We start from the raw sequence: 18,468 nt of genomic DNA, 5'->3' as shown, positions 1-18,468 counted from the left end.
CCCTAGTGCCGCTGCCGCCGGCTCACTTGCCGTTGAACGCGTCGATGGCGTTCAACACGGCCGGGCCCATCACGACGATGAACAGGCACGGCAGGATGAAGAGGATCAGCGGGATCATGATCTTGACCGGCACCTGCTGCGCCTTCTCCTCGGCGTACTGCCGGCGCTTGACCCGGATCTCACCGGACTGCACGCGCAGCACCTGGCCGATCGGGATGCCGAAGGCGTCGGCCTGCACCATCGAGCCCACGAAGGTGTTGAGGTCCTCGACGTTGCTGCGCGCACCCATCGCCTTGAGCGCGTCCGAGCGGCTCATGCCGAGCTGCATCTCGCGCAGCACCCGGGAGAACTCCTCGGCCACGGGTCCGTCCGTGTTGCGGGCGACCTGCTGGACGGCGGCGTCGAACCCGAGCCCGGCCTCGACGCTGATGGTGAGCAGGTCGACGGCGTCGGCCAGGGCGCGCCGGATCTGGTCGGCCCGGTGGGAGGCCTTGTTGTAGAGATACAGATCGGGGCCGAAGAAGCCGAGAACGGCAGTGGCGACGGCGATGACGACGAGGATGGCAGGGGAACCGCCGAGGAGCGCACCATAGGCGACGACCAGGACGGGCAGGGCCACGGCGCAGATGACCTTCAGCGACAGCACCCGGTCGATCGTCCAGCCCCGCGGGTTGCCGGCGAAGTCGAGCCGGCGGCGGATCCGGTCGGCCTTGTCGGCCCCGGTCAGGCGGCGGCCGAGGCTGAGCGCACGGGCCTGGAACGGGGCCAGGATCCGGTCGGCGAAGGGGCGGTCGGCCTCCTCGGCGAGCTCACGGCCGGGCTGTCCGGACCGCTCCAGCGCGTCGAGTGCCCGGGCAAGGCCGTCGGGCTGCTCCCTGGCGAACGCGGCGCCCGCGGCGGCGATCGCGCCGAGGAGGAGGACGAATGCGAGAAGGAGCAGCATCACGCCTCCACCTTGACCATGCGGGACATCCAGAAGGCGCCGATCGTCATCCACACCACGCCGAAGCCGGACAGGATCCAGCCGCGGGGGTCGTGGATCAGCGGGTCGAGGAACTTCCTGTTCACCAGCAGCAGGAACAGGAGGAAGAGGACGGGCAGCGCGCACAGGATGATGGCGGACATCCGGCCCTCGGCGGAGAGCGCCCGGACGTGGCGGCGCAGGTACTGCCGCTCGCGCATCGTCGCGGCCACCGTGGTCAGCAGCTCGGCGAGGTTGCCGCCCACCTGGCGCTGGATCCGGATGGCCATCACGGCCCACCGGAAGTCCTTGCTCTGGAACCGGTCGGCGACGCCCTCGAAGGCGTCCTCGACGGTCACGCCGATCCGTGCCTCGACGAGCACCCGCTTGAACTCCGACGCGATCGGCTCGGGTCCCTCGCGCACCACGGTGTCGACCGCCTGGGCGAGTGACAGGCCGGCGCTCAGCGCGCCCGACAGGAGCTGCAGGACCTCGGGGAGGGCGGCATCGAAGGCCCGGCGCCGGCGCCCGGCCATGTAGGCCAGGTAGAGCGGGGGCAGGAAGAACGCGATCACCAGGAACAGGATGCCGACGATGATGTTGCCCCGGCCCAGCAGCAGCCCGACCACGCCGCCGGCGAGGACGGTGCCGATGTGGAGCAGCAGCCACTCCGACGGCTTGAACTCGCTGCCGGCGGCAGCCAGGCGCCGGGTCATCCGCTCGTTGAGGGCGCTGTTGCGCTCGAGGATCCCGGCTGCGGCGGCCTTGGCCTGGTCGAGGACCGGTTCGGCCTGTGGCTTGTGCTGCTCGCGCTCCTCGAGCCCCGACACCCGGGTGCTGTACGCCGTCACGCGGTCCGCGATGCTCATCGGAGCCGGGCGGGCCGGAACGAGCAGGAGTGCCACGGCGAGCAGGCCGATGGCGAACACGCCGATGCCGACCCACAGCAGCCAGTCCGGCGCGGTCCAGCCGGTGCTCTCGTCGGAGATGGTGGGCAGCGGCGCGGCGGCCCCGGGCGTGCTGGCCGCCTCGATCTTGGCCAGGGCGCGTGCCACCACCGGCTCACCGCCGCTCGTCGGCAGGGTCACCTGGACCGTTGCGAGATCGGCCGCGAAGCCGTCCGGCAGCGGCGCCGTCACGAGAACCTGGTCGGCCAGCGCCTCGGCCTGCTCGGCGAACGCGGCGGCCAGCGCGCTGCCGCTGGAGGTGATCACATCACCCTCGCCGGCCTCGGCGATCGTGCGCAGCGCGATGAGCTGGTCCTCGGGCAGATCCAGGCCGACGATGTGGACCCGCGTGCCGGCATCCTCGATCGCGGCCGTCGCGTCCTCCAGCGACGCGCTGCTCCCGGCGTCGGCGCCGTCGGAGAGCAGCAGCAGCGACCGCTGACCGCTGTCGCCGGCGACGGCGGTGGCGGCGATGATGCCGTCGTAGAGCAGCGTGTTGCGCTGCAGGGACAGGCCGTCGATCACCGTGCGGGCGGCGGCGCGGTCGGTCGTCGGCGCGAGGGCGACCTCGACCCTGCTGTCGAAGGTGACGATGCCGACCTCGACGTCGTCGGGGACGGCGTCGAGGTACGTCGTGGCGGCTTGCTGGGCGGCCTCGAACCGGCCCTGCTTGCGCATCGAGTTGCTGGTGTCGATGACCAGCACGGTGGTGCGCCTCACCGCGGACCCGGAGCTGGTGCTCGTCGCGGTCGCGTCGAGCCCCTCGTCGTCCAGCGTCGCGCTCACCCCGTCCAGGTCGACCTGGGCGCCGCCGGGGACGTCCACGAGGATCCGGATGCCGTCGCCCGTGGACTCGACGTGGGCGATGGCCCCGTCCTCGGCGTACGCCGGTCCGCCGACCAGCAGGGCGAGGAGGGCCACCAGCAGCGACGCGGCCCCACGGGCAAGAGTCCGCTGCCCGGCCATCAGATGCGTTCCGTCCGGAAGATCGTCGGGTCGACCGCGACGTTGGAGTAGGCGAGCTTCTCCAGGAACTTCGGCCGCAGGCCGGTGGAGCGGAGGCGGCCGAGGACGCGGCCGTTCTCGTCGAAGCCGGCGGAGTTGTCGAAGATGAAGACGTCCTGGAGCGTGATGATGTCGCCCTCCATCCGCTCCACCTCTGTGATGTGGGTGATCCGGCGGGAGCCGTCCTTGAAGCGGGTCTGGTGCACGATCAGGTCGACGGCGGACGCGACCTGCTCCCGGATCGCGCGGATCGGCAGCTCCATGCCGGCCATCAGGACCATCGTCTCCATGCGCGAGAGCGTGTCGCGCGGGCCGTTGGAGTGCAGGGTGCAGATCGAGCCGTCGTGGCCGGTGTTCATCGCCTGCAGCATGTCGAGCGCGGACGCGTCGCGGACCTCGCCGACGACGATGCGGTCGGGCCGCATGCGCAGGCTGTTGCGGACCAGGTCGCGGATCGTCACCGCGCCCTTGCCCTCGATATTGGCCGGGCGTGACTCCAGCCGGACGACATGGTCCTGCTTGAGCTGGAGCTCGGCGGCGTCCTCGATCGTCACGATCCGCTCGTCGGTGGGGATGAAGGACGACAGCACATTGAGCGTGGTCGTCTTCCCCGCGCCCGTGCCCCCGGAGACGATGACGTTGAGCCGGCCCCGCACACAGGCGTCGAGGAAGTCGGCCGTCTGCGGGGTCAGCGAGCCGAAGTTGATCAGGTCCTGGACGGTCAGCGGGTCGGTGGAGAACTTCCGGATGGTCAGTGCCGAGCCGTCGATCGCCAGCGGCGGGACGATGGCGTTGACCCGGCTGCCGTCGGGCAGCCGCGCGTCGACCATGGGGGAGGACTCGTCGACCCGGCGGCCGATCCGGGACACGATCTTGTCGATCGTCCGGCGCAGGTGGGCCTCGTCGGCGAAGTGCGCCTCGACCTTCACCAGGCGGCCGTCCTTCTCCAGCCAGACGTCGTCGTGGCCGTTGACCATGACCTCGGAGACCTCGGGGTCGCGGAGGAAGGGGTCGATCGGGCCGTAGCCGAGGATGTCGTCGGTGATCTCCTGGGTGACCCGCGCCCGGTCGGCCGCGCTGAGCGGCCGGTCCTGGGCGCCGAGGACGTCCGACAGGACCGTGCGGACCGTCCGGTCCAGCTCGTCCTGGTCCATCTCGGCGTCGTACAGGTGCGGGCCCAGCTGCTTGATCAGCTCGGTATGCACGCTGGACTTGAGGTCCTCGAGCCGGTCGGTCTCGGTGCCGGCCATCCGGCGTCCGCCCCGGCTCTCTCCGGCTGCGGCCGCTGCACGTGAGGACAGCGGACCGGGGGACTTGCGCTCGTTCGCCGCGGGCTCGCTCGCCGCGGGCGCCGCCGGGGCCGCCGCCGGGGCGGCGGGCACGGTGGCCTGGTCGGTCGCGGCCACGACATCGGCGAGGAGCTCGGCATCGGCCGCGGGCGTGGCGGCGTGCCTGCCCTGGGCGGCGGCCTCACGACGGGCGGCGGCGAGGCGCTCGGAGAGGCTGGACACGGGTCAGCTCCTCCCGCGACGGAACAGCCCGCGCGAGCGGGGTGCCTCGGCTCGCTCGGGAGCCGCGGCCGTCGGAGCGGGGATCGGCTCGCCGGTCAGGGACGCGGCGAGCTGCGCATAGGCGAGGCTCGCCGGGTGGCCCGGCTTGTGCGAGACGATCGGAGTGCCGGCGTTCGTGGCGGCAGCGATGTCCACGGCGGTGGCGACCTGGGCGCTGACCGGCATGCCGAGGATGCTCTCGACCTTCTCGACACTGATGCCGACCTGGTCGTCGGCCCGGTTGAGCAGCAGGTGCCGGTGCCCGCGGGCGATGCTGAGCATGTCCATCGTCTCGAGGGCGACCTTGACGTTCTTGAGCGTGGGTACGTCGAGCGTGGCGACGATCACGCACTCGTCGGTCTCGTCCAGGGCGGTCAGGGTCGCGTCGTCGAACGACGGCGAGGTGTCGACGACGATGTAGTCGAAGCCGTCGCGCAGCGCCCGCAGGATCCGGGAGATCAGCAGCGGGGTGACCCGTTCGCGCACATCGGGGTGGGACGGCGCGGCGAGCACGGTCAGCGTGTCCTGGTGCCGGGTCAGCAGGCCCTCGAGCATCGCGAGGTCGATGGAGTCCTCGGAGCCGACGGCCTGCTCGATCGAGTGGGTCGGAAAGAGCTGCATCGTGATCGCGACGTCCCCGAAGGCGAGGTCGAGGTCGACGAGGCACACCTTGCGGGCGCCGCGGTCGGTCAGTGCCAGCGCAAGGTTGACCGAGGACGTCGTCTTGCCAACGCCGCCCTTGGGGGAGAAGACCGTCACCACCCGCCCGAGCTGGCGGGCGCCGCCGGGTCCGCGCAGGGCTTGATAGAGCTGGTGGGCGCGCTCGATCGCGCTCGTCAGCGTCTTCTCGTCGCCGCCCGCGACGACGACGTCGCGGATGCCGGCCTGCATCGCGCGGGTGAGCACCTCGGTGTCGAAGTGGTCGCGGACCAGGACGACGCTGACCGTCGGTCGCTTGATGCGCAGCTCCTCGGCGATCGCGAGCGCCGAGAGAAGGTCGACGGACGGACCGAGAGCGACGACGTACTCGTCCGGGTGCTGGTCGAGCCAGGCCAGGGCACGCTCAGTCGTGCCGACCGCCTGCGAGCCGGTGGGCATGGCCCGGACCAGACCCTCGACGAGGGCGGGATCCTGTTCGACGAGAACCGGCATGGGACGACCTCACTCGCTGTCGCGGATGGTGGCGCAGGGTCCGGTCTTGTCGAGCTGGACCTCGCTCTCCGAGTTCAGCAGGGCCACGGAGAGCTTGCCACGCTCCCGGCCGTCCTGAAGCCACTCGAACTGCTGCTGGGTCACCGCCAGGTGCAGGGCCGGTGCGCTGCCCTCGGTGACGCCGTCCTCGGCCGCGGTCGTCGTCTGCGCGCCCTTGGAGAGGACCGTCACGCGGTCGATGAGCAGGCAGGTCGGCGTGGCCGGGTTGACGGTGAGGAAGACGGCGAGCTGCGACCCGGGCTCGATGAAGGAGCCCACCGGGAGGTCGAAGGACTCCGGCTTGGCGATCATGCCCTGGGGCAACGGCAACGACGCGACGTCGACGGTGTCGCCGACGCCACCGAACTTCGTCGACAGCAGCTGCTCCCCGGCGTACAGCGTGGTCAGCGCGACCTTGCCGTCGAGGTCGCCGAGGTCGCTCTGGCGCAGGGCGTTGTCGAGGACCTGGCCCTGCGGCACCTCGGTCTCGGCGAGCTTGCCGGTGTCGAGGGCGGACTTGATGCTCTCTCCCGGCAGGACGGTCTTCCCGGCGGCGACGGTGACGACCTTGGTCGTCTGGTACTTCTCGGCGGCGCGCGACTCCGCCCCCCGCGCGAAGACGAAGACGAGGGCGACGCCGAGCGCGGCTATCACCGCTGCCACGACGAGCAACAACCTGCGACGATCCACTTCAGAGCCCTCCCGCTCCCCATGTGTGAGTCCCGCTGCTCCCGGCTGCAGCGCACCGCGAGGCTAGCGAAGTCGGCACTGTCGGCGTGAGTGAAACGGTCAAATGCCGCCGAATGATGTCCGATCGCAGCCTGGGGGATGGTTCGTCGGGACTATGTCCCTCGCCGTGGCCTCGGCCTGGGCTCAGGAGTAGAGGGCGGCGATCTCGTCGCGACACTCCCGCATCACGACATTCCGCTTCAGCTTCAGGCTCGGCGTCACCTGGCCGGCCTCCTCGGTCCAGTCGGTCGGCAGGATCGCGAACTTCCTGATCGACTCGGCCTTCGAGACGGCCTTGTTGGCCTCGTCGACCGCGGCCTGCACCTCGGCGCGCAGGTCCTCGTCGTCGACGAGGTCGGCCACCTTCCCGGACTTGCCGTGCTGCTCGGCCCAGGCGGGGAAGGCCTCCTCGTCGATGGTGACGAGCGCGCCGATGAACGGCTGTCCGTCACCGACGACCAGGCACTGGCTGACCAGCGCCGAGGCACGCACGCGGTCCTCGAGCACCGCCGGGGCGACGTTCTTGCCCCCGGCCGTCACCAGGATCTCCTTCTTGCGGCCGGTGATCCGCACGAACCCCTCGTCGTCGACCTCGCCGACGTCACCGGTGTGGAACCAGCCCTCCCCGTCGATGGCCTCGGCCGTCGCCTGGGGGTTGTTCCAGTAGCCGGTGAAGACCTGGCCGCCGCGGAAGAGGAGCTCGCCGTCGTCCGCGATCCGTACGGCGGTGCCGGGGATCGGTCGCCCGACGGTGCCGACCTTCTGGGCATCGGGGAGGTTCACCGTGAGCGCCGCGGTGGTCTCGGTCAGGCCGTAGCCCTCGAGCACCGTCACGCCGATCCCGCGGTAGAAGTGGCCCAGCCGGTCGCCGAGCGGGGCACCACCGGACACCGCGAACTCACAGCTGCCGCCGAGCGCCGCGCGGAGCCTGCCGTAGACGAGCCGGGAGAAGAGCGCGTGCTGGGCACGGATGCGGACGGGCACGCGGCCGCCCTCGAGGGCGCGGGAGTAGGCGATCGCGGTCTCCGCGGCGCGGTCGAAGATCTTGCCCTTGCCGTCGGCGGTGGCCTTCTGCGACGCGGTGTTGAACACCTTCTCGAAGACCCGCGGCACGGCGAGGATGAAGGTCGGCCTGAAGGTCGCGAGCTGGGGGAGGAGGTTCTTGATGTCGGCGCTGTGGCCCAGGCGGGTGCGGGACTTCACGCACCCCACCTGGATGATCCGCGCGAAGACGTGGGCCAGCGGCAGGAAGAGCAGCGTCGAGGCGCCCTCGGTGACGAACAGCCGCTCCAGCTCGGCCACCGCGACGCAGAGCTCGGTCTGGAAGTTGTCGTGGGTCAGCATGCAGCCCTTGGGCCGGCCGGTGGTGCCGGAGGTGTAGATCAGGGTCGCGAGGTCGGTGGGTCCCACCGCTCGGCGCCGCTCCTCCAGGTCGGCGTCGCTCACGCCGGCGCCCAGCGCGGTCAGCGTCGCGATCGCGCCCTCGTCGAGCGTCCAGAGGTGCTCGAGCGCGGTCAGCCGGTCGCGGGTCGCCTCGACCCGCCCCCGGTGCCCGGCGTCCTCGCAGACGATCGCGCGGGCGCCCGAGTCGGAGAGGATCCAGTTGATCTGCTCCTCCGAGGAGGACTCGTAGATCGGCACGGTCGCCGCGCCCGCGAACCAGATCGCGTAGTCGAGCAGCGTCCACTCGTAGCGGGTGCGGGAGATGATCGCCACCCGGTCGCCGGCCCGCAGCCCGGCCGCGAGCAGGCCCTTGGCGACGGCGCTGACCTCGGCGAGGAAGTCGGCGCAGGTGACGTCGTCCCAGCCGCCGTCGGCGGTGGCCCGGCTGAACTGCACGGCCTGCGGCGCCTCGGCGGCGTTGCGGACCACGTCGTCGGTGAGACTGCCCGTCGCCGGGATCTCGATGGTCTGCGGGGTGGAGTACTCGCGCACCTGCGCAGATTACCGCCGGTCGGTCCGGTAGCCTTCCCGCATGGCCGAGCAGACGTCCTCGTCGATCGTCGTCGACGCACCCGCCGCGGATGTGATGGCCGTCATCGCCGACTTCGCGGCCTACCCGGAGTGGGCCAAGGGCGTCACCGTCGCCGAGGTCCGCTCGTCGTACGACGACAACGACCCGGCCCGGGCGGGCCGCGCCCGCGAGGTGTTCTTCGCCCTCGACGTCTCGCCGATCAAGGACGAGTACACGCTGTCCTACGTGTGGGACGGCGATCGGCAGGTCACCTGGACCCTCGTCGAGGGCAAGATGCTCAGGGCCCTCGAGGGTGCCTACGTCCTGCGGGAGACCGGCGGCGCGACCGAGGTGACCTACCGGCTGGCTCTCGACGTCTCGATCCCGCTCATCGGCATGCTCAAGCGCAAGGGCGAGAAGATCCTCATCGACACCGCGCTCAAGGGCCTGAAGAAGCGCGTCGAGTCCGGCGCCTGAGCCACGCCGTGCGGATCGTGCTCTTCACCGGCAAGGGTGGCGTCGGGAAGTCCACGGTCGCGGCCGGCACGGCCGCCCTCGCGGCCGCGCGTGGGCTGCGCACGCTGGTGATCTCGACCGACGCGGCGCACTCGCTGGCCGATGCCTACGGCGCGGTCGGGGTCTCGACAGGCTCGACCAACTCAGGGGCGGAGCCCACCGAGGTGGGGCCCGGACTCTTCCTCCAGCAGGTCGACGCCCAGCTGCGCTTCGAGCAGTCCTGGGCGGACATCCAGCGCTATCTGCTCTCCGTGCTCGACGCGGTCGGGATGGACCCGGTCGCCGCGGAGGAGATGACCGTCATCCCCGGGGCCGAGGAGGTGCTCGCGCTGCTGGAGCTGCGCCAGCACGCCCGCTCGGGGCGCTGGGACGTGATCGTCGTCGACTGCGCGCCGACCGCCGAGACGCTGCGCCTGCTGGCGCTGCCGGAGGCGCTCGGGTGGTACCTCGAGCGGCTGCTGCCGATCCAGCGTCGCCTGGTCAAGGCGCTGCGCCCGGTGCTCAACCGGGCGGCCGGCGTGCCGATGCCGGGGGACGCGGTCTTCGACGCGATCACCCGCCTGCACGGCGAGCTGGACGACGTCCACGCGCTGCTCTCGGGCCCGGATGCCAGTGTCCGCCTGGTGCTCACGCCCGAGCAGGTGGTGCTCGCCGAGGCGCGGCGCGCCTACACGAGTCTGTGCCTGTTCGGCTACCGCGTCGACGGCGTGGTCGCCAACCGCGTCTTCCCCGACGGTGACGGCGACCCGTGGCGGGCCGGCTGGGTGGCCGCGCAGGCGGACGTGCTGCGTGAGGTGGCACAGTCGTTCGGCGGCCTGCCGGTGTGGACCTCGGAGTACCAGGCCGCGGAGCCGGTCGGCGTCGACGCGCTGACCGCCCTCGCCACCGGCCTGTACGACGGCGCGGACCCGCTCGCCGTACCGGCCGGCGAGGGACCGTTCCGGGTCACCCGCGGCGAGGCGGGCGCGGTCGCCCATCTCGCGCTGCCGTTCGTCACCCGGGCGGAGGTCGACCTGGCCCGCAACGGCGACGAGCTGGTGATGACCGTGGGCTCCTACCGCCGGCTGATGACGCTCCCGCCGGGCCTGGCGCGGCTGCGGGTGGCGGGCGCCAGCGTGCTCGAGGGGGAGCTGCGGGTACGGTTCGCGGAGCCCGATCCCGTGGCGACCGGGAAGGAGGCCCGATGACCGACGACGAGCCGAAGGGCCCGCCGAGGCACGACGACATCGGCAGTGTGGGCGAGGAGGCGATGAAGCTCCTCGGTGCCTTCGCCGACCTCGCCAAGCACCACTCCGGCGACGCCAGCGGTGGCCTCGGCAGCCTCGCCGGTCAGGCCGCGGCGATGGCCCACGACGTCAACGAGCACCTCGCGACCGACGCGGCCGAGTGCCGCTACTGCCCGGTCTGCCGCGTGGTCCACGCGGTCCGGCAGACCTCGCCCGAGGTCAAGGCGCACCTCACGGTCGCCGCCTCCTCCCTGCTCCAGGCCGCCGCCGGCCTGCTCGAGACGCTGCCCCAGCCGCCCGGCAGCGGCTCCGGCGCGGCGCGGGGGCCCGAGGTCCAGCACATCGACCTCGACGACGACCCGGACCCGGAGCCGTGACCGGCGACCTCACCTGCGGGATCGACATCGGCGGCACCAAGATCGCCGGTGCCGTCGTCGATGCCGCCGGAACGGTCGTCGCGGAGGCACGGGTCGAGTCGCCGGCCACCGACGCCGCCGCGATAGGTACGACGGTCGCGGCGCTGGTCACGGAGCTGGCGGGAGGCCCCGGCGGCCACTCCCTGCGCGCGGTCGGGGTGGGCGCCGCCGGCTATGTCGCGGCCGATCGGTCGACGGTGCTCTTCGCCCCCAACATCGCCTGGCGCAACGAGCCGCTCGGCGCCGACCTGACCCGACGCACCGGGCTGCCTGTGGTCGTCGAGAACGACGCCAACGCGGCGGCCTGGGGCGAGTTCCGCCACGGCGCGGGCCGCGACGCCGACGACCAGCTCATGGTCACGGTCGGCACCGGAGTCGGCGGCGGCGTGGTCACCGGGGGCCGGCTGCTGCGTGGCGCCCACGGCGTCGCCGCCGAGATCGGCCACCTGTGCGTCGTACCGGACGGGCTGCCGTGCGGCTGCGGCAACCGCGGCTGCCTGGAGTCCTACGCCAGCGGCACCGCCCTGGTCCGCGCCGCCCAGGCCGCACCGAGCGCGGCGATCCTGGACGCCGCCGGAGGCGATGCGGCCGCCATCACCGGGCCGATGGTCACGGCGGCCGCCGTGACCGGAGACGCCGTCGCCGTCGGTCTGCTGGCCGAGCTCGGTGGCTGGCTCGGGCACGGCATCGCCTCCCTCGTCGCCGTCCTCGACCCGGCCGTCGTCGTCATCGGTGGCGGGGTCGCCGCGGCCGGCGACCTGCTGCTCGACCCGGCGCGGACGGCGTTCGACCGCGAGCTGACCGGCCGGGGCTATCGTCCTCGGGCCGAGATCGTGCCCGCCGTCCTCGGCAACCGCGCCGGCATGATCGGCGCCGCGGACCTCGCCCGGGAGTGAGGATGGGCGGGGGCTACGTCGGCGTCGACGTCGGCGGCACCAAGGTGCTGGCGGTGCGCGTGTCGGCGACGGGCGTGCTCGAGGCGACCGCCACCCGACCGATGCCGGGGGTGTCCGCGGGCCCGGAGGCGGTGGAGGAGACGGTGGCGCTCGCCGCCCGAGACGTGTACGGCGCCACGGCGCCGGTGGCACTGGGCGTCTCGGCCGCCGGCCTGGTCGACGCCGCCGGGGAGCGCTTCCTCTTCGGTGCCCACCTGCCGTGGCGGGACGCGCCGGTGCGGCGGGCGATCGCGGACCGCACCGGCCTGTCCGTCGTCCTGGAAAACGACGCCAACTGCGCCGCCTACGCCGAGCTGGCCTCCGGCGCCGCTCGGGGAGTGCGGTCCGCGCTGCTCATCACCATCGGCACGGGCATCGGCGGGGCGGTCGTCCTCGACGGCCGGGTGATCCGTGGCGCGCACGGCCTGGCCGGCGAGTTCGGTCACATGCAGGCCGTGCCCGACGGTCTGGCCTGCGAGTGCGGCCTGCGCGGCTGCTGGGAGCAGTACTGCAGCGGTCGCGCTCTCGAGCGCGTGACCCGGGTCGCCCTCGGTCGTCACCTCGACGGCCCGGAGGTCACCGCGCTGGCGCTGGCGGGTGACCAGGTCGCGCTGCACTCGTTCGCCTCGATCGGCACCTGGCTCGGCGTCGGCACGGCCGCACTCGTCTCGGCCTTCGATCCCGAGCTGGTGGTCGTCGGCGGCGGCGTCTCGGCGGTCGGCGACCTGCTGCTCGGCCCGGCCCGGCGGGCCCTCGCCGGCTCGCTGCAGGGCACCGCCTACCGGTCTGTGCCCGACGTCGTGCCGGCCCTTCTCGGGCCGGAGGCCGGGGCGATCGGCGCGGCACTCCTGGCGCGCGACGGACGCTCCTGACCCGGGGGACGCGCGGCGGTCAGACCCGGGCCCCGTCGTCCCACGGGTCGCGTGGCGAGCCGGGCGAGCGGAGGACGAGGTAGCAGAAGCCGCCGACGAACCAGGCCACGAGCAGCCAGCCCAGCCAGGAGGGCATGCCGAGCCCGAGGACGAGGAAGATCAGCAGCACGGCCGGTGAGCCGAACACCCCGAGCCAGGCGAGCATCCGGTCCGGCGGGGGCACGGGCACCGGCGGTGCCTGGGCCGGGACGAAGCGGTCGTCGTCGATCTGGTCGAGGTCGTCGTAGCGGTCGTCATAGCGGTCGTCGTACGCGTCCTCCGCGGCCTCGGGTGCCGGGCCGGGGTCGGCGTCGTCGCTGTCGTCGCTGTCGTCGGTGGTCTCCAGCTCGACACGCTCGCCGTAGTTGTCGACGATCGCCTGCCAGGCCGTGTCGTCGTAGTCCGGGTCGTCCCGTTGCACGTCCTCAGGCTACGCCCCGTGGCCACCTCTAGGCCGAGGTCACCCGTCCGATGAACGCCGCCGACTCGTCGAAGATCGTCGGGGCGTCGTTGTCGAGCGTGGCCACGTGATAGCTGTCCGGCAGGGCGACACGGGTGACGTCGCCGGACGAGACTCCGTCGAGCACGAGCGGCTCCGAGGCGTCGTCGACGACGTGGTCGTCGGCGGAGCGGAAGTAGATCAGCGGAGCGGTGATCCGCGGCAGGTCGGCGCGCAGGGACGGCCAGGCCCGCATCAGCGAGTGGATGGCCTTCAGCGGGGTCCGGTCGTAGCCGTGCTCCAGCACGCCGGGCTTCTTGATGTCGCCGGCGATCGCCGGGAAGGACGGCACCAGGTGCTTGAGCACCGGGAGCAGCTTGACGTCCAGCCGCTTGGTGGCGACGGCCGGGTTGACCACCATCACGCCCGCGACCTCGCCGGGCCGATCGGCGGCCAGTCGCAGGACAAGTGCCCCGCCCATCGACAACCCACCGACGACCACCGCGTCGTGCTCGGTGCGCAGCGCGTCGAAGGCCCGGGTGAGCTCGGCGTACCAGTCCGTCCAGCGCCGGGTGTTGAGGTCCTGCCAGGTGGTGGCGTGGCCCGGCAACAGGGGTACGGCGACGCCGTACCCGAGCGCGCCGAGGTGCTCGGCCCACGGCCGCATCGACGCCGGCGAGCCGGTGAAGCCGTGGCTGAGCAGGACGCCGATGCGGCGCCCGCCGGTGAGGTCGGGGCGGGCCGGGATGATCAGCGGTGCGGTCAGGTCGTCGGTGCTCGGCGGCATGGCGAGATTGTGCCGCACCACCGCTAGGATCCGTTCTAGCGGCGTTCGTCCGGGCGGACGCCCGAATCTGGGAAAGGTCCGATCGGTTGTTCTACTGGTTCCTGAAGTTCGTCGCCCTCGGGCCGCTGCTGAAGGTCGTCTTCCGCCCCCGCGCCGAAGGCGTCGAGAACGTCCCGACGACAGGCCCGGCGATCCTCGCCAGCAACCACCTGTCCTACGCCGACTGGCTCTTCATGCCGCTGGTGATCCCCAGGATGGTGCGCTTCGTCGCCAAGGCCGAGTACTTCACCTCGCCCGGCGTCAAGGGCTGGCTGCAGAAGAACTTCTTCAGCGGGACCGGCAACATCCCGATCGACCGGGCCAGCGGTGACGCGGCGTCCGGCGCGCTGGTGTCGGCCAAGCGGGTGCTGGCCGAGGGCGAGCTGTTCGGCATCTACCCGGAGGGCACCCGCTCCCACGACGGCCGCCTCTACCGCGGCAAGACCGGCATCGCCCGGCTCACCCTGGAGACCGGCGTCCCGGTCATCCCGGTCGCGGTGGTCGGCACCGACGTGGTGGCGCCGCCCGGCAAGAAGTTCGGCCGGGTCACGCGCCCGACCGTCCGCTTCGGCAAGCCGCTCGACTTCTCCCGCTACGCCGGCATGGAGAACGACCGCTTCATCCTGCGCTCGATCACCGACGAGATCATGTACGAGATCATGCGTCTCTCGCAGCAGGAGTACGTCGACATGTACGCCACCCGGGCCAAGGCCGAGTCACGTCATCGCGGCGAGGGCGAGCAGGGGAAGCTGGCGTCCTGAGCCTGACCGGCGGTGCCCCCGTCGACCCGGGGACGACGACGCGGGCCGCGATAGCGGTCGAGGACCGCATGTTCCGGGCCCTGGCGGTCCTGCGCGTCGTGGTCCTCGGCTACGCGGTGGCGCTCAACGTCTACCGCGACAACTTCGACCACCCGGCGCTCGGTTGGGCCTGCGTGGGGGTGATGGTCGTCGCGACCGCCGCCTCGGTCGTCGTGTACGCCGCCCCCGAGCGGCGCGTGCCCGCGGTCCTGCTGGCCGACCTCGCGCTGGCCGTCGCCCTCCTGCTCGCGACCCCCGTGGTCAAGGGCGCCTGGTTCCAGGCGACCATCCCCGGCTACTGGATCGTCGGCGCGCTGCTGGCGTGGGCGATCCGCTACGGCTGGCGTGGCGGGACGGTCGCCGGCGTGCTGCTCGGTGCTGTCGACCTCCTCAGCCGCTCGCAGATCGCCCAGAAGGACTGGGGCAACGTCTTCCTCATCCTCCTCGGCGGCTCGATGGTCGGCTTCGTCTGCGAGTCGCTGAAGGCGATGGCCGCCGAGCGGGACCGCGCGCAGCGGGAGGCGGCAGCGGCGGCGGAGCGGGCGCGGCTGGCCCGCGCGGTCCATGACGGCGTGCTGCAGGTCCTCGCCCTCGTGCAGCGGCAGGGCGGCGAGCTCGGCCGTGCCGCCGGCGTGCAGGAGCAGGCCCTGCGGACGCTGATCCGGGCGCAGGATGCGGTCACGACGACCTCCCCGGACGCGGCTGCCGGCCGGGCCGACCTCGCGGCGGCACTGACCGCCCTGGGCGCCCGGCCGCGCACGGAGGTGGCCCTGCCCGCGGGGCCGATCGACCTGCCTGCCCACACGGTGACCGAGCTCGTGGCGGTGGTGCGGGCCTGTCTCGACAACGTCGAGCGCCATGTCGGAGCGGACGCCCCGGCCTGGGTGCTCGTCGAGGATCTCGGCGATCGGGTCGAGGTGAGCGTGCGCGACGACGGGCCCGGGATCGCGGACGGTCGGCTCGCGGCAGCTGAGCACGAGGGCCGACTCGGCGTCGTCGAGTCGATCCGCGGCCGGGTCCGCGACCTCGGCGGAACCGCCCTGCTCGACACCGGCTCCTATGGCACGGAGTGGACGTTCGTCGTACCCCGTCAGGAGGACCGGTGACCATCCACAGCACCCACCCGTTCGCGGACGCCGACCCCGACCCGGCCCGCCGGTTCCGCGGCCGGGTCGGCGGCGCCGTCACCTTGTGGACCGCGGGCGACGAGACCGACCGGGCCGGCCTGACGGTCACCTCGCTCATGGTCGCCCTCGGCCCCGAACCGGCGGTGCTGGCGCTGCTCGATCCCGACTCCGACCTGCTCGAGGTGCTCCGGGAGACCGGGCGCGGTGTGGTCCAGCTGCTGTCGTGGGCCGATCGCCAGCTCGCCGAGGCCTTCGCCGGCACGGCGCCCGCCCCCGGCGGACCCTTCCGACAGGCGGAGTTCACCGCCACCCCCGACGGTCCGCGGCTCGCGACGGCCCGCACCTGGGCCGGTGTCCGGCTCATCGACGAGCGCGTGCTCGGCTGGTCGGTCGAGGTCACCGCCGCCCTGGACCACGTGGAGGTCGGTGACGGCGAGGGCGACGACGACGCGTTGCTGCACCGACGCGGGCGCTTCCACCGGCTCCCGTAGGGTCCTCCCATGACGGACCGGATCCGGGTCATGGTCGTCGACGACCATCCCATGTGGCGCGATGCGGTCGAGCGCGATCTCGACGCCGCGGGCTTCGAGGTCGTCGCGGTCGCGGCCACCGGCGCCGAGGCCCTCGCCCGGTTCCACGCGACCCGGCCCCAGGTCGTCGTCCTCGACCTGCAGATCCCCGCACCCAGCGGCGTCGAGGTCACCGCCCAGGTGCTGGCCAGTGAGCCATCCTCGCGGGTGCTGATCCTGTCGGCCTCGGGGGAGCAGGACGACGTGCTGGCGGCGGTGAAGGCCGGGGCGACCGGCTACCTGGTCAAGTCGGCCTCGCGTGAGGAGCTCCTGGCCGCCGTACGACGGGTGGCGGCGGGCGACAGCGTCTTCACGCCGGGGCTCGCCGCCCTGGTGCTGGGGGAGTTCCGGCGGATGAACGAGCCGGCCACTCCGCCCGGGGAGCGGCTCACCGACCGTGAGACCGAGATCCTCAAGATGGTCGCCAAGGGGATGTCCTACAAGCAGATCGCCGAGCGGCTGGTGCTCTCCCACCGCACGGTCCAGAACCACGTGCAGAACACGCTGCGCAAGCTGCAGATGCACAACCGGGTCGAGCTGACCCGCTATGTCATCGAGCAGGGCCTCGACGACGGCGAGAACTGACCAGGTCTGGAAGGATCCGAGCGTGGCTGACCTGCTGGAGATCGCCGACGAGCTGTACGCGCTGCCGCTCGCCGAGTTCACGCCGGCACGCGACGCGCGCGTCAAGGAGCTCAAGGGCACCCCGCTGGCCGCCCAGGTCAAGGCGCTCCGCAAGCCCAGCACGGCCGCCTGGGTGGTCAACCTGCTGGTGCGCCGCGAGGCGGCGCAGATCGACCAGGTGCTCAGCGTCGGAGCCGCCCTGCGCGAGGCACAGGAGGCGATGTCCGCCGGTGAGCTGCGGGCGTTGACGAGGCAGCGCCGTCAGGTCACGGCCGCCGTGACCACGCAGGCCCGCCGGATCGCCGCCGAGGAGGGCCTGCGCGTCACCGAGGCCGTCGCGGAGCAGGTCGAGGCCGCACTCACGGCCGCGATGGTCGACGCCGAGTGCGGTCGCGCGGTGCGCAGCGGACTGCTCGTCAGCGGCCTGCGGACCACCGGCATCGAGCCGATGGATGCCGACGACCTGGCGAGCGCCGTCGCGGTTCCGGCGGCCCTCGGCTTCAGCGCCACCCCGCGCGAGGCGCCCCGCCCGGGCCCGCCTGACCTGCACCTGGTGCCGGATCCCGACCGGGCGGCCAAGGCGATCGCTGCGGCCGAAGAGCGTCTCGCCGCCGCCGAGGAGGAGTACGGCGCCGCGCGGGCCACCCACGCGGACGCGTCGGACGAGATCGAGCGCCTGTCCGCCCGGTCGCTGCAGCTGGAGGCGGAGACCGACGAGCTGCGCCGTCGCCTCGCCGATCTCGAGGAGCAGTCCGAGGCGCTGGAGGAGGAGCTCGCCGAGGCGGAGGAGGTCCGCGACGGCGCCGCCGCCGACCTGCGCACCGCCACGGCCGAGCGCGATGCCGCGCAGGCGGCACTCGACCGGCTGGGCTGAGGCGCCGAGCCGGGGCCTTGCCTCAGCCGTCCCCGCGCACGATCGCGAGCACCCGCCGGTCGATCCAGGTCAGGTCGGCGGCGACGCGCATCTCGTAGTTCTCGGTGCCGACCCAGGTGCGGAAGTCGTGATGACCGGCGGCGGTGGCGAAGGCCTCCAGCTCGGCGCGCAGAGTGTCGTCGACGGCGACCTGCTCGTGCTCGGCGGAGGCGGTCAGGTACAGGTCGTGGAGGTCGAGAAGCCGGGTCAGCTCGTCGATCGGTGCCGTGTGGTCGTCGACGCGCAGGTCGACCGCGACGTCGTCGAGACCGCCGTATCCGGCGCCGTCGCGGACCACGAGGATCGCCGCGGACTGGCGTCCGCGGCGGTCGCCGCCGCTCGCGTCGCCCGCGGCGAGAGCGGCCAGCAGTCGGTCCTGCAGCGGGGTGTCGGGGTCGCTGCCGAGCCAGGCCGCCTCCATCGCCTCGACCACCTCGGACCCGGCGAGGCAGTTGCCCTGGATCGCGTACCCCGCGCCGGTCAGTCCGCCGGCCCAGGGGATGCACTCGGCGCCGGTGTGGGTGGCGGCGGTGCCGTCGAGGTCGACGACGCCGACCTGGCGGTGCGCTCGGCCGTCGTCCTCCTCGAGCAGTCGCTGCAGCGCGATCGGGGCGGTCGCACCCTCGTCGAGATGGGAGAGGGCGAGGCCCTTGTAGGCGACATTGGCGTCGGCCTGGGTCGCGACGGCGCCGACACCCGCGACGGCGGCGGGGACGGCCGAGCCGACCGCCAGGAACTTGGAGGCGACGGCCACGCCCCAGCTGTCGCCGTCGGCGGACCGGGCCACGATCGAGAAGGTCATGGCCTGCAGCCTAGGGTCCGACGTAGG

General features: G+C 72.7%; 19 protein-coding genes. 10 read left to right on the top strand and 9 right to left on the bottom strand.

Features of this window, described 5'->3' with window-relative positions; translation table 11 throughout:
* Positions 1–22 precede the first annotated feature (22 nt).
* From KVF89_RS03955 to KVF89_RS03930, 6 genes are all read right to left on the bottom strand, one after another.
* Positions 23–943 carry a type II secretion system F family protein gene (locus tag KVF89_RS03955; protein WP_257423836.1) on the bottom strand — a complete coding sequence of 307 codons (921 nt, stop codon included), beginning with the start codon at positions 941–943 and terminating at the stop codon, positions 23–25.
* A complete protein-coding gene (locus KVF89_RS03950) occupies positions 943–2,874 on the bottom strand; it encodes a type II secretion system F family protein (protein ID WP_257423556.1) in 1,932 nt (643 codons plus the stop codon). The genes KVF89_RS03955 and KVF89_RS03950 overlap by 1 nt, the downstream gene beginning before the upstream one ends.
* A complete protein-coding gene (locus tag KVF89_RS03945; RefSeq protein WP_257423554.1) occupies positions 2,874–4,424 on the bottom strand; it encodes a TadA family conjugal transfer-associated ATPase in 1,551 nt (516 codons plus the stop codon). Before KVF89_RS03945 ends, KVF89_RS03950 begins: the two co-directional genes overlap by 1 nt.
* A gap of 3 nt (positions 4,425–4,427) precedes the next feature.
* Positions 4,428–5,615, bottom strand: coding sequence for a CpaE/TadZ family protein (locus KVF89_RS03940; RefSeq protein WP_257423552.1), 1,188 nt, complete (start codon positions 5,613–5,615; stop codon positions 4,428–4,430).
* Between the two features lie 9 nt (positions 5,616–5,624).
* Positions 5,625–6,317, bottom strand: coding sequence for a CpaB family protein (locus KVF89_RS03935; RefSeq protein ID WP_257423551.1), 693 nt, complete (start codon positions 6,315–6,317; stop codon positions 5,625–5,627).
* A 210-nt stretch (positions 6,318–6,527) separates the two neighbouring features.
* Positions 6,528–8,318: an AMP-dependent synthetase/ligase gene (locus KVF89_RS03930; protein WP_257423549.1), complete on the bottom strand. Its 1,791-nt coding sequence runs from the start codon at positions 8,316–8,318 to the stop codon at positions 6,528–6,530.
* A 40-nt stretch (positions 8,319–8,358) separates the two neighbouring features.
* Here KVF89_RS03930 and KVF89_RS03925 point away from each other — a divergent pair, with 40 nt between their 5' ends.
* Genes KVF89_RS03925 through KVF89_RS03905 form a run of 5 tightly spaced genes read left to right on the top strand, consistent with a single transcriptional unit; the run spans position 8,359 to position 12,302 of the window.
* Positions 8,359–8,814, top strand: a complete 456-nt coding sequence (locus KVF89_RS03925; RefSeq protein WP_257423547.1) for an SRPBCC family protein — start codon at positions 8,359–8,361, stop codon at positions 8,812–8,814.
* An 8-nt stretch (positions 8,815–8,822) separates the two neighbouring features.
* A complete protein-coding gene (locus KVF89_RS03920; RefSeq protein ID WP_257423545.1) occupies positions 8,823–10,040 on the top strand; it encodes an ArsA family ATPase in 1,218 nt (405 codons plus the stop codon).
* Positions 10,037–10,456, top strand: coding sequence for a hypothetical protein (locus KVF89_RS03915; RefSeq protein WP_257423544.1), 420 nt, complete (start codon positions 10,037–10,039; stop codon positions 10,454–10,456). Before KVF89_RS03920 ends, KVF89_RS03915 begins: the two co-directional genes overlap by 4 nt.
* Positions 10,453–11,391: an ROK family glucokinase gene (locus tag KVF89_RS03910; protein ID WP_257423542.1), complete on the top strand. Its 939-nt coding sequence runs from the start codon at positions 10,453–10,455 to the stop codon at positions 11,389–11,391. The genes KVF89_RS03915 and KVF89_RS03910 overlap by 4 nt, the downstream gene beginning before the upstream one ends.
* 2 nt (positions 11,392–11,393) lie before the next feature.
* Positions 11,394–12,302, top strand: coding sequence for an ROK family protein (locus KVF89_RS03905; protein ID WP_257423541.1), 909 nt, complete (start codon positions 11,394–11,396; stop codon positions 12,300–12,302).
* A 19-nt stretch (positions 12,303–12,321) separates the two neighbouring features.
* On the opposite strand, the gene KVF89_RS03900 is transcribed toward KVF89_RS03905, so the two are convergent.
* Together KVF89_RS03900 and KVF89_RS03895 are read right to left on the bottom strand one after the other, a co-directional pair.
* The gene (locus tag KVF89_RS03900) at positions 12,322–12,762 is read right to left on the bottom strand and encodes a hypothetical protein (RefSeq protein WP_257423539.1); all 441 of its coding nucleotides are present in this window, start codon (positions 12,760–12,762) and stop codon (positions 12,322–12,324) included.
* 28 nt (positions 12,763–12,790) lie between these two features.
* Positions 12,791–13,567 (bottom strand): alpha/beta hydrolase, encoded by a 777-nt coding sequence (locus tag KVF89_RS03895; protein ID WP_257423537.1) that lies wholly within the window; start codon positions 13,565–13,567, stop codon positions 12,791–12,793.
* Between the two features lie 86 nt (positions 13,568–13,653).
* Between KVF89_RS03895 and KVF89_RS03890 the strand changes: the two genes are divergently transcribed.
* The 5 genes from KVF89_RS03890 to KVF89_RS03870 are packed head-to-tail and all read left to right on the top strand — an operon-like array spanning position 13,654 to position 17,600.
* Complete coding sequence (locus KVF89_RS03890; RefSeq protein WP_257423536.1) at positions 13,654–14,367, top strand: lysophospholipid acyltransferase family protein; 714 nt, start codon at positions 13,654–13,656, stop codon at positions 14,365–14,367.
* A complete protein-coding gene (gene macS, locus KVF89_RS03885; protein WP_306809029.1) occupies positions 14,364–15,512 on the top strand; it encodes a MacS family sensor histidine kinase in 1,149 nt (382 codons plus the stop codon). The genes KVF89_RS03890 and macS overlap by 4 nt, the downstream gene beginning before the upstream one ends.
* Positions 15,509–16,024 carry a flavin reductase family protein gene (locus KVF89_RS03880; RefSeq protein WP_257423533.1) on the top strand — a complete coding sequence of 172 codons (516 nt, stop codon included), beginning with the start codon at positions 15,509–15,511 and terminating at the stop codon, positions 16,022–16,024. The genes macS and KVF89_RS03880 overlap by 4 nt, the downstream gene beginning before the upstream one ends.
* Before the next feature lie 9 nt (positions 16,025–16,033).
* The gene (locus KVF89_RS03875) at positions 16,034–16,687 is read left to right on the top strand and encodes a response regulator (protein WP_257423531.1); all 654 of its coding nucleotides are present in this window, start codon (positions 16,034–16,036) and stop codon (positions 16,685–16,687) included.
* A gap of 22 nt (positions 16,688–16,709) precedes the next feature.
* On the top strand, positions 16,710–17,600 hold the full coding sequence (locus tag KVF89_RS03870) for a hypothetical protein (protein WP_257423530.1): 891 nt from the start codon (positions 16,710–16,712) through the stop codon (positions 17,598–17,600).
* Between the two features lie 22 nt (positions 17,601–17,622).
* On the opposite strand, the gene KVF89_RS03865 is transcribed toward KVF89_RS03870, so the two are convergent.
* On the bottom strand, positions 17,623–18,441 hold the full coding sequence (locus tag KVF89_RS03865) for a DUF1028 domain-containing protein (protein ID WP_257423528.1): 819 nt from the start codon (positions 18,439–18,441) through the stop codon (positions 17,623–17,625).
* Positions 18,442–18,468 lie beyond the last annotated feature (27 nt).

It is taken from the genome of Nocardioides carbamazepini (assembly GCF_024614185.1).
Taxonomy (GTDB): Bacteria; Actinomycetota; Actinomycetes; order Propionibacteriales; family Nocardioidaceae; genus Nocardioides; species Nocardioides carbamazepini.
Note: the sequence above shows the minus strand (reverse complement) of the source record. Positions and strands in the feature narration are given on the sequence as shown.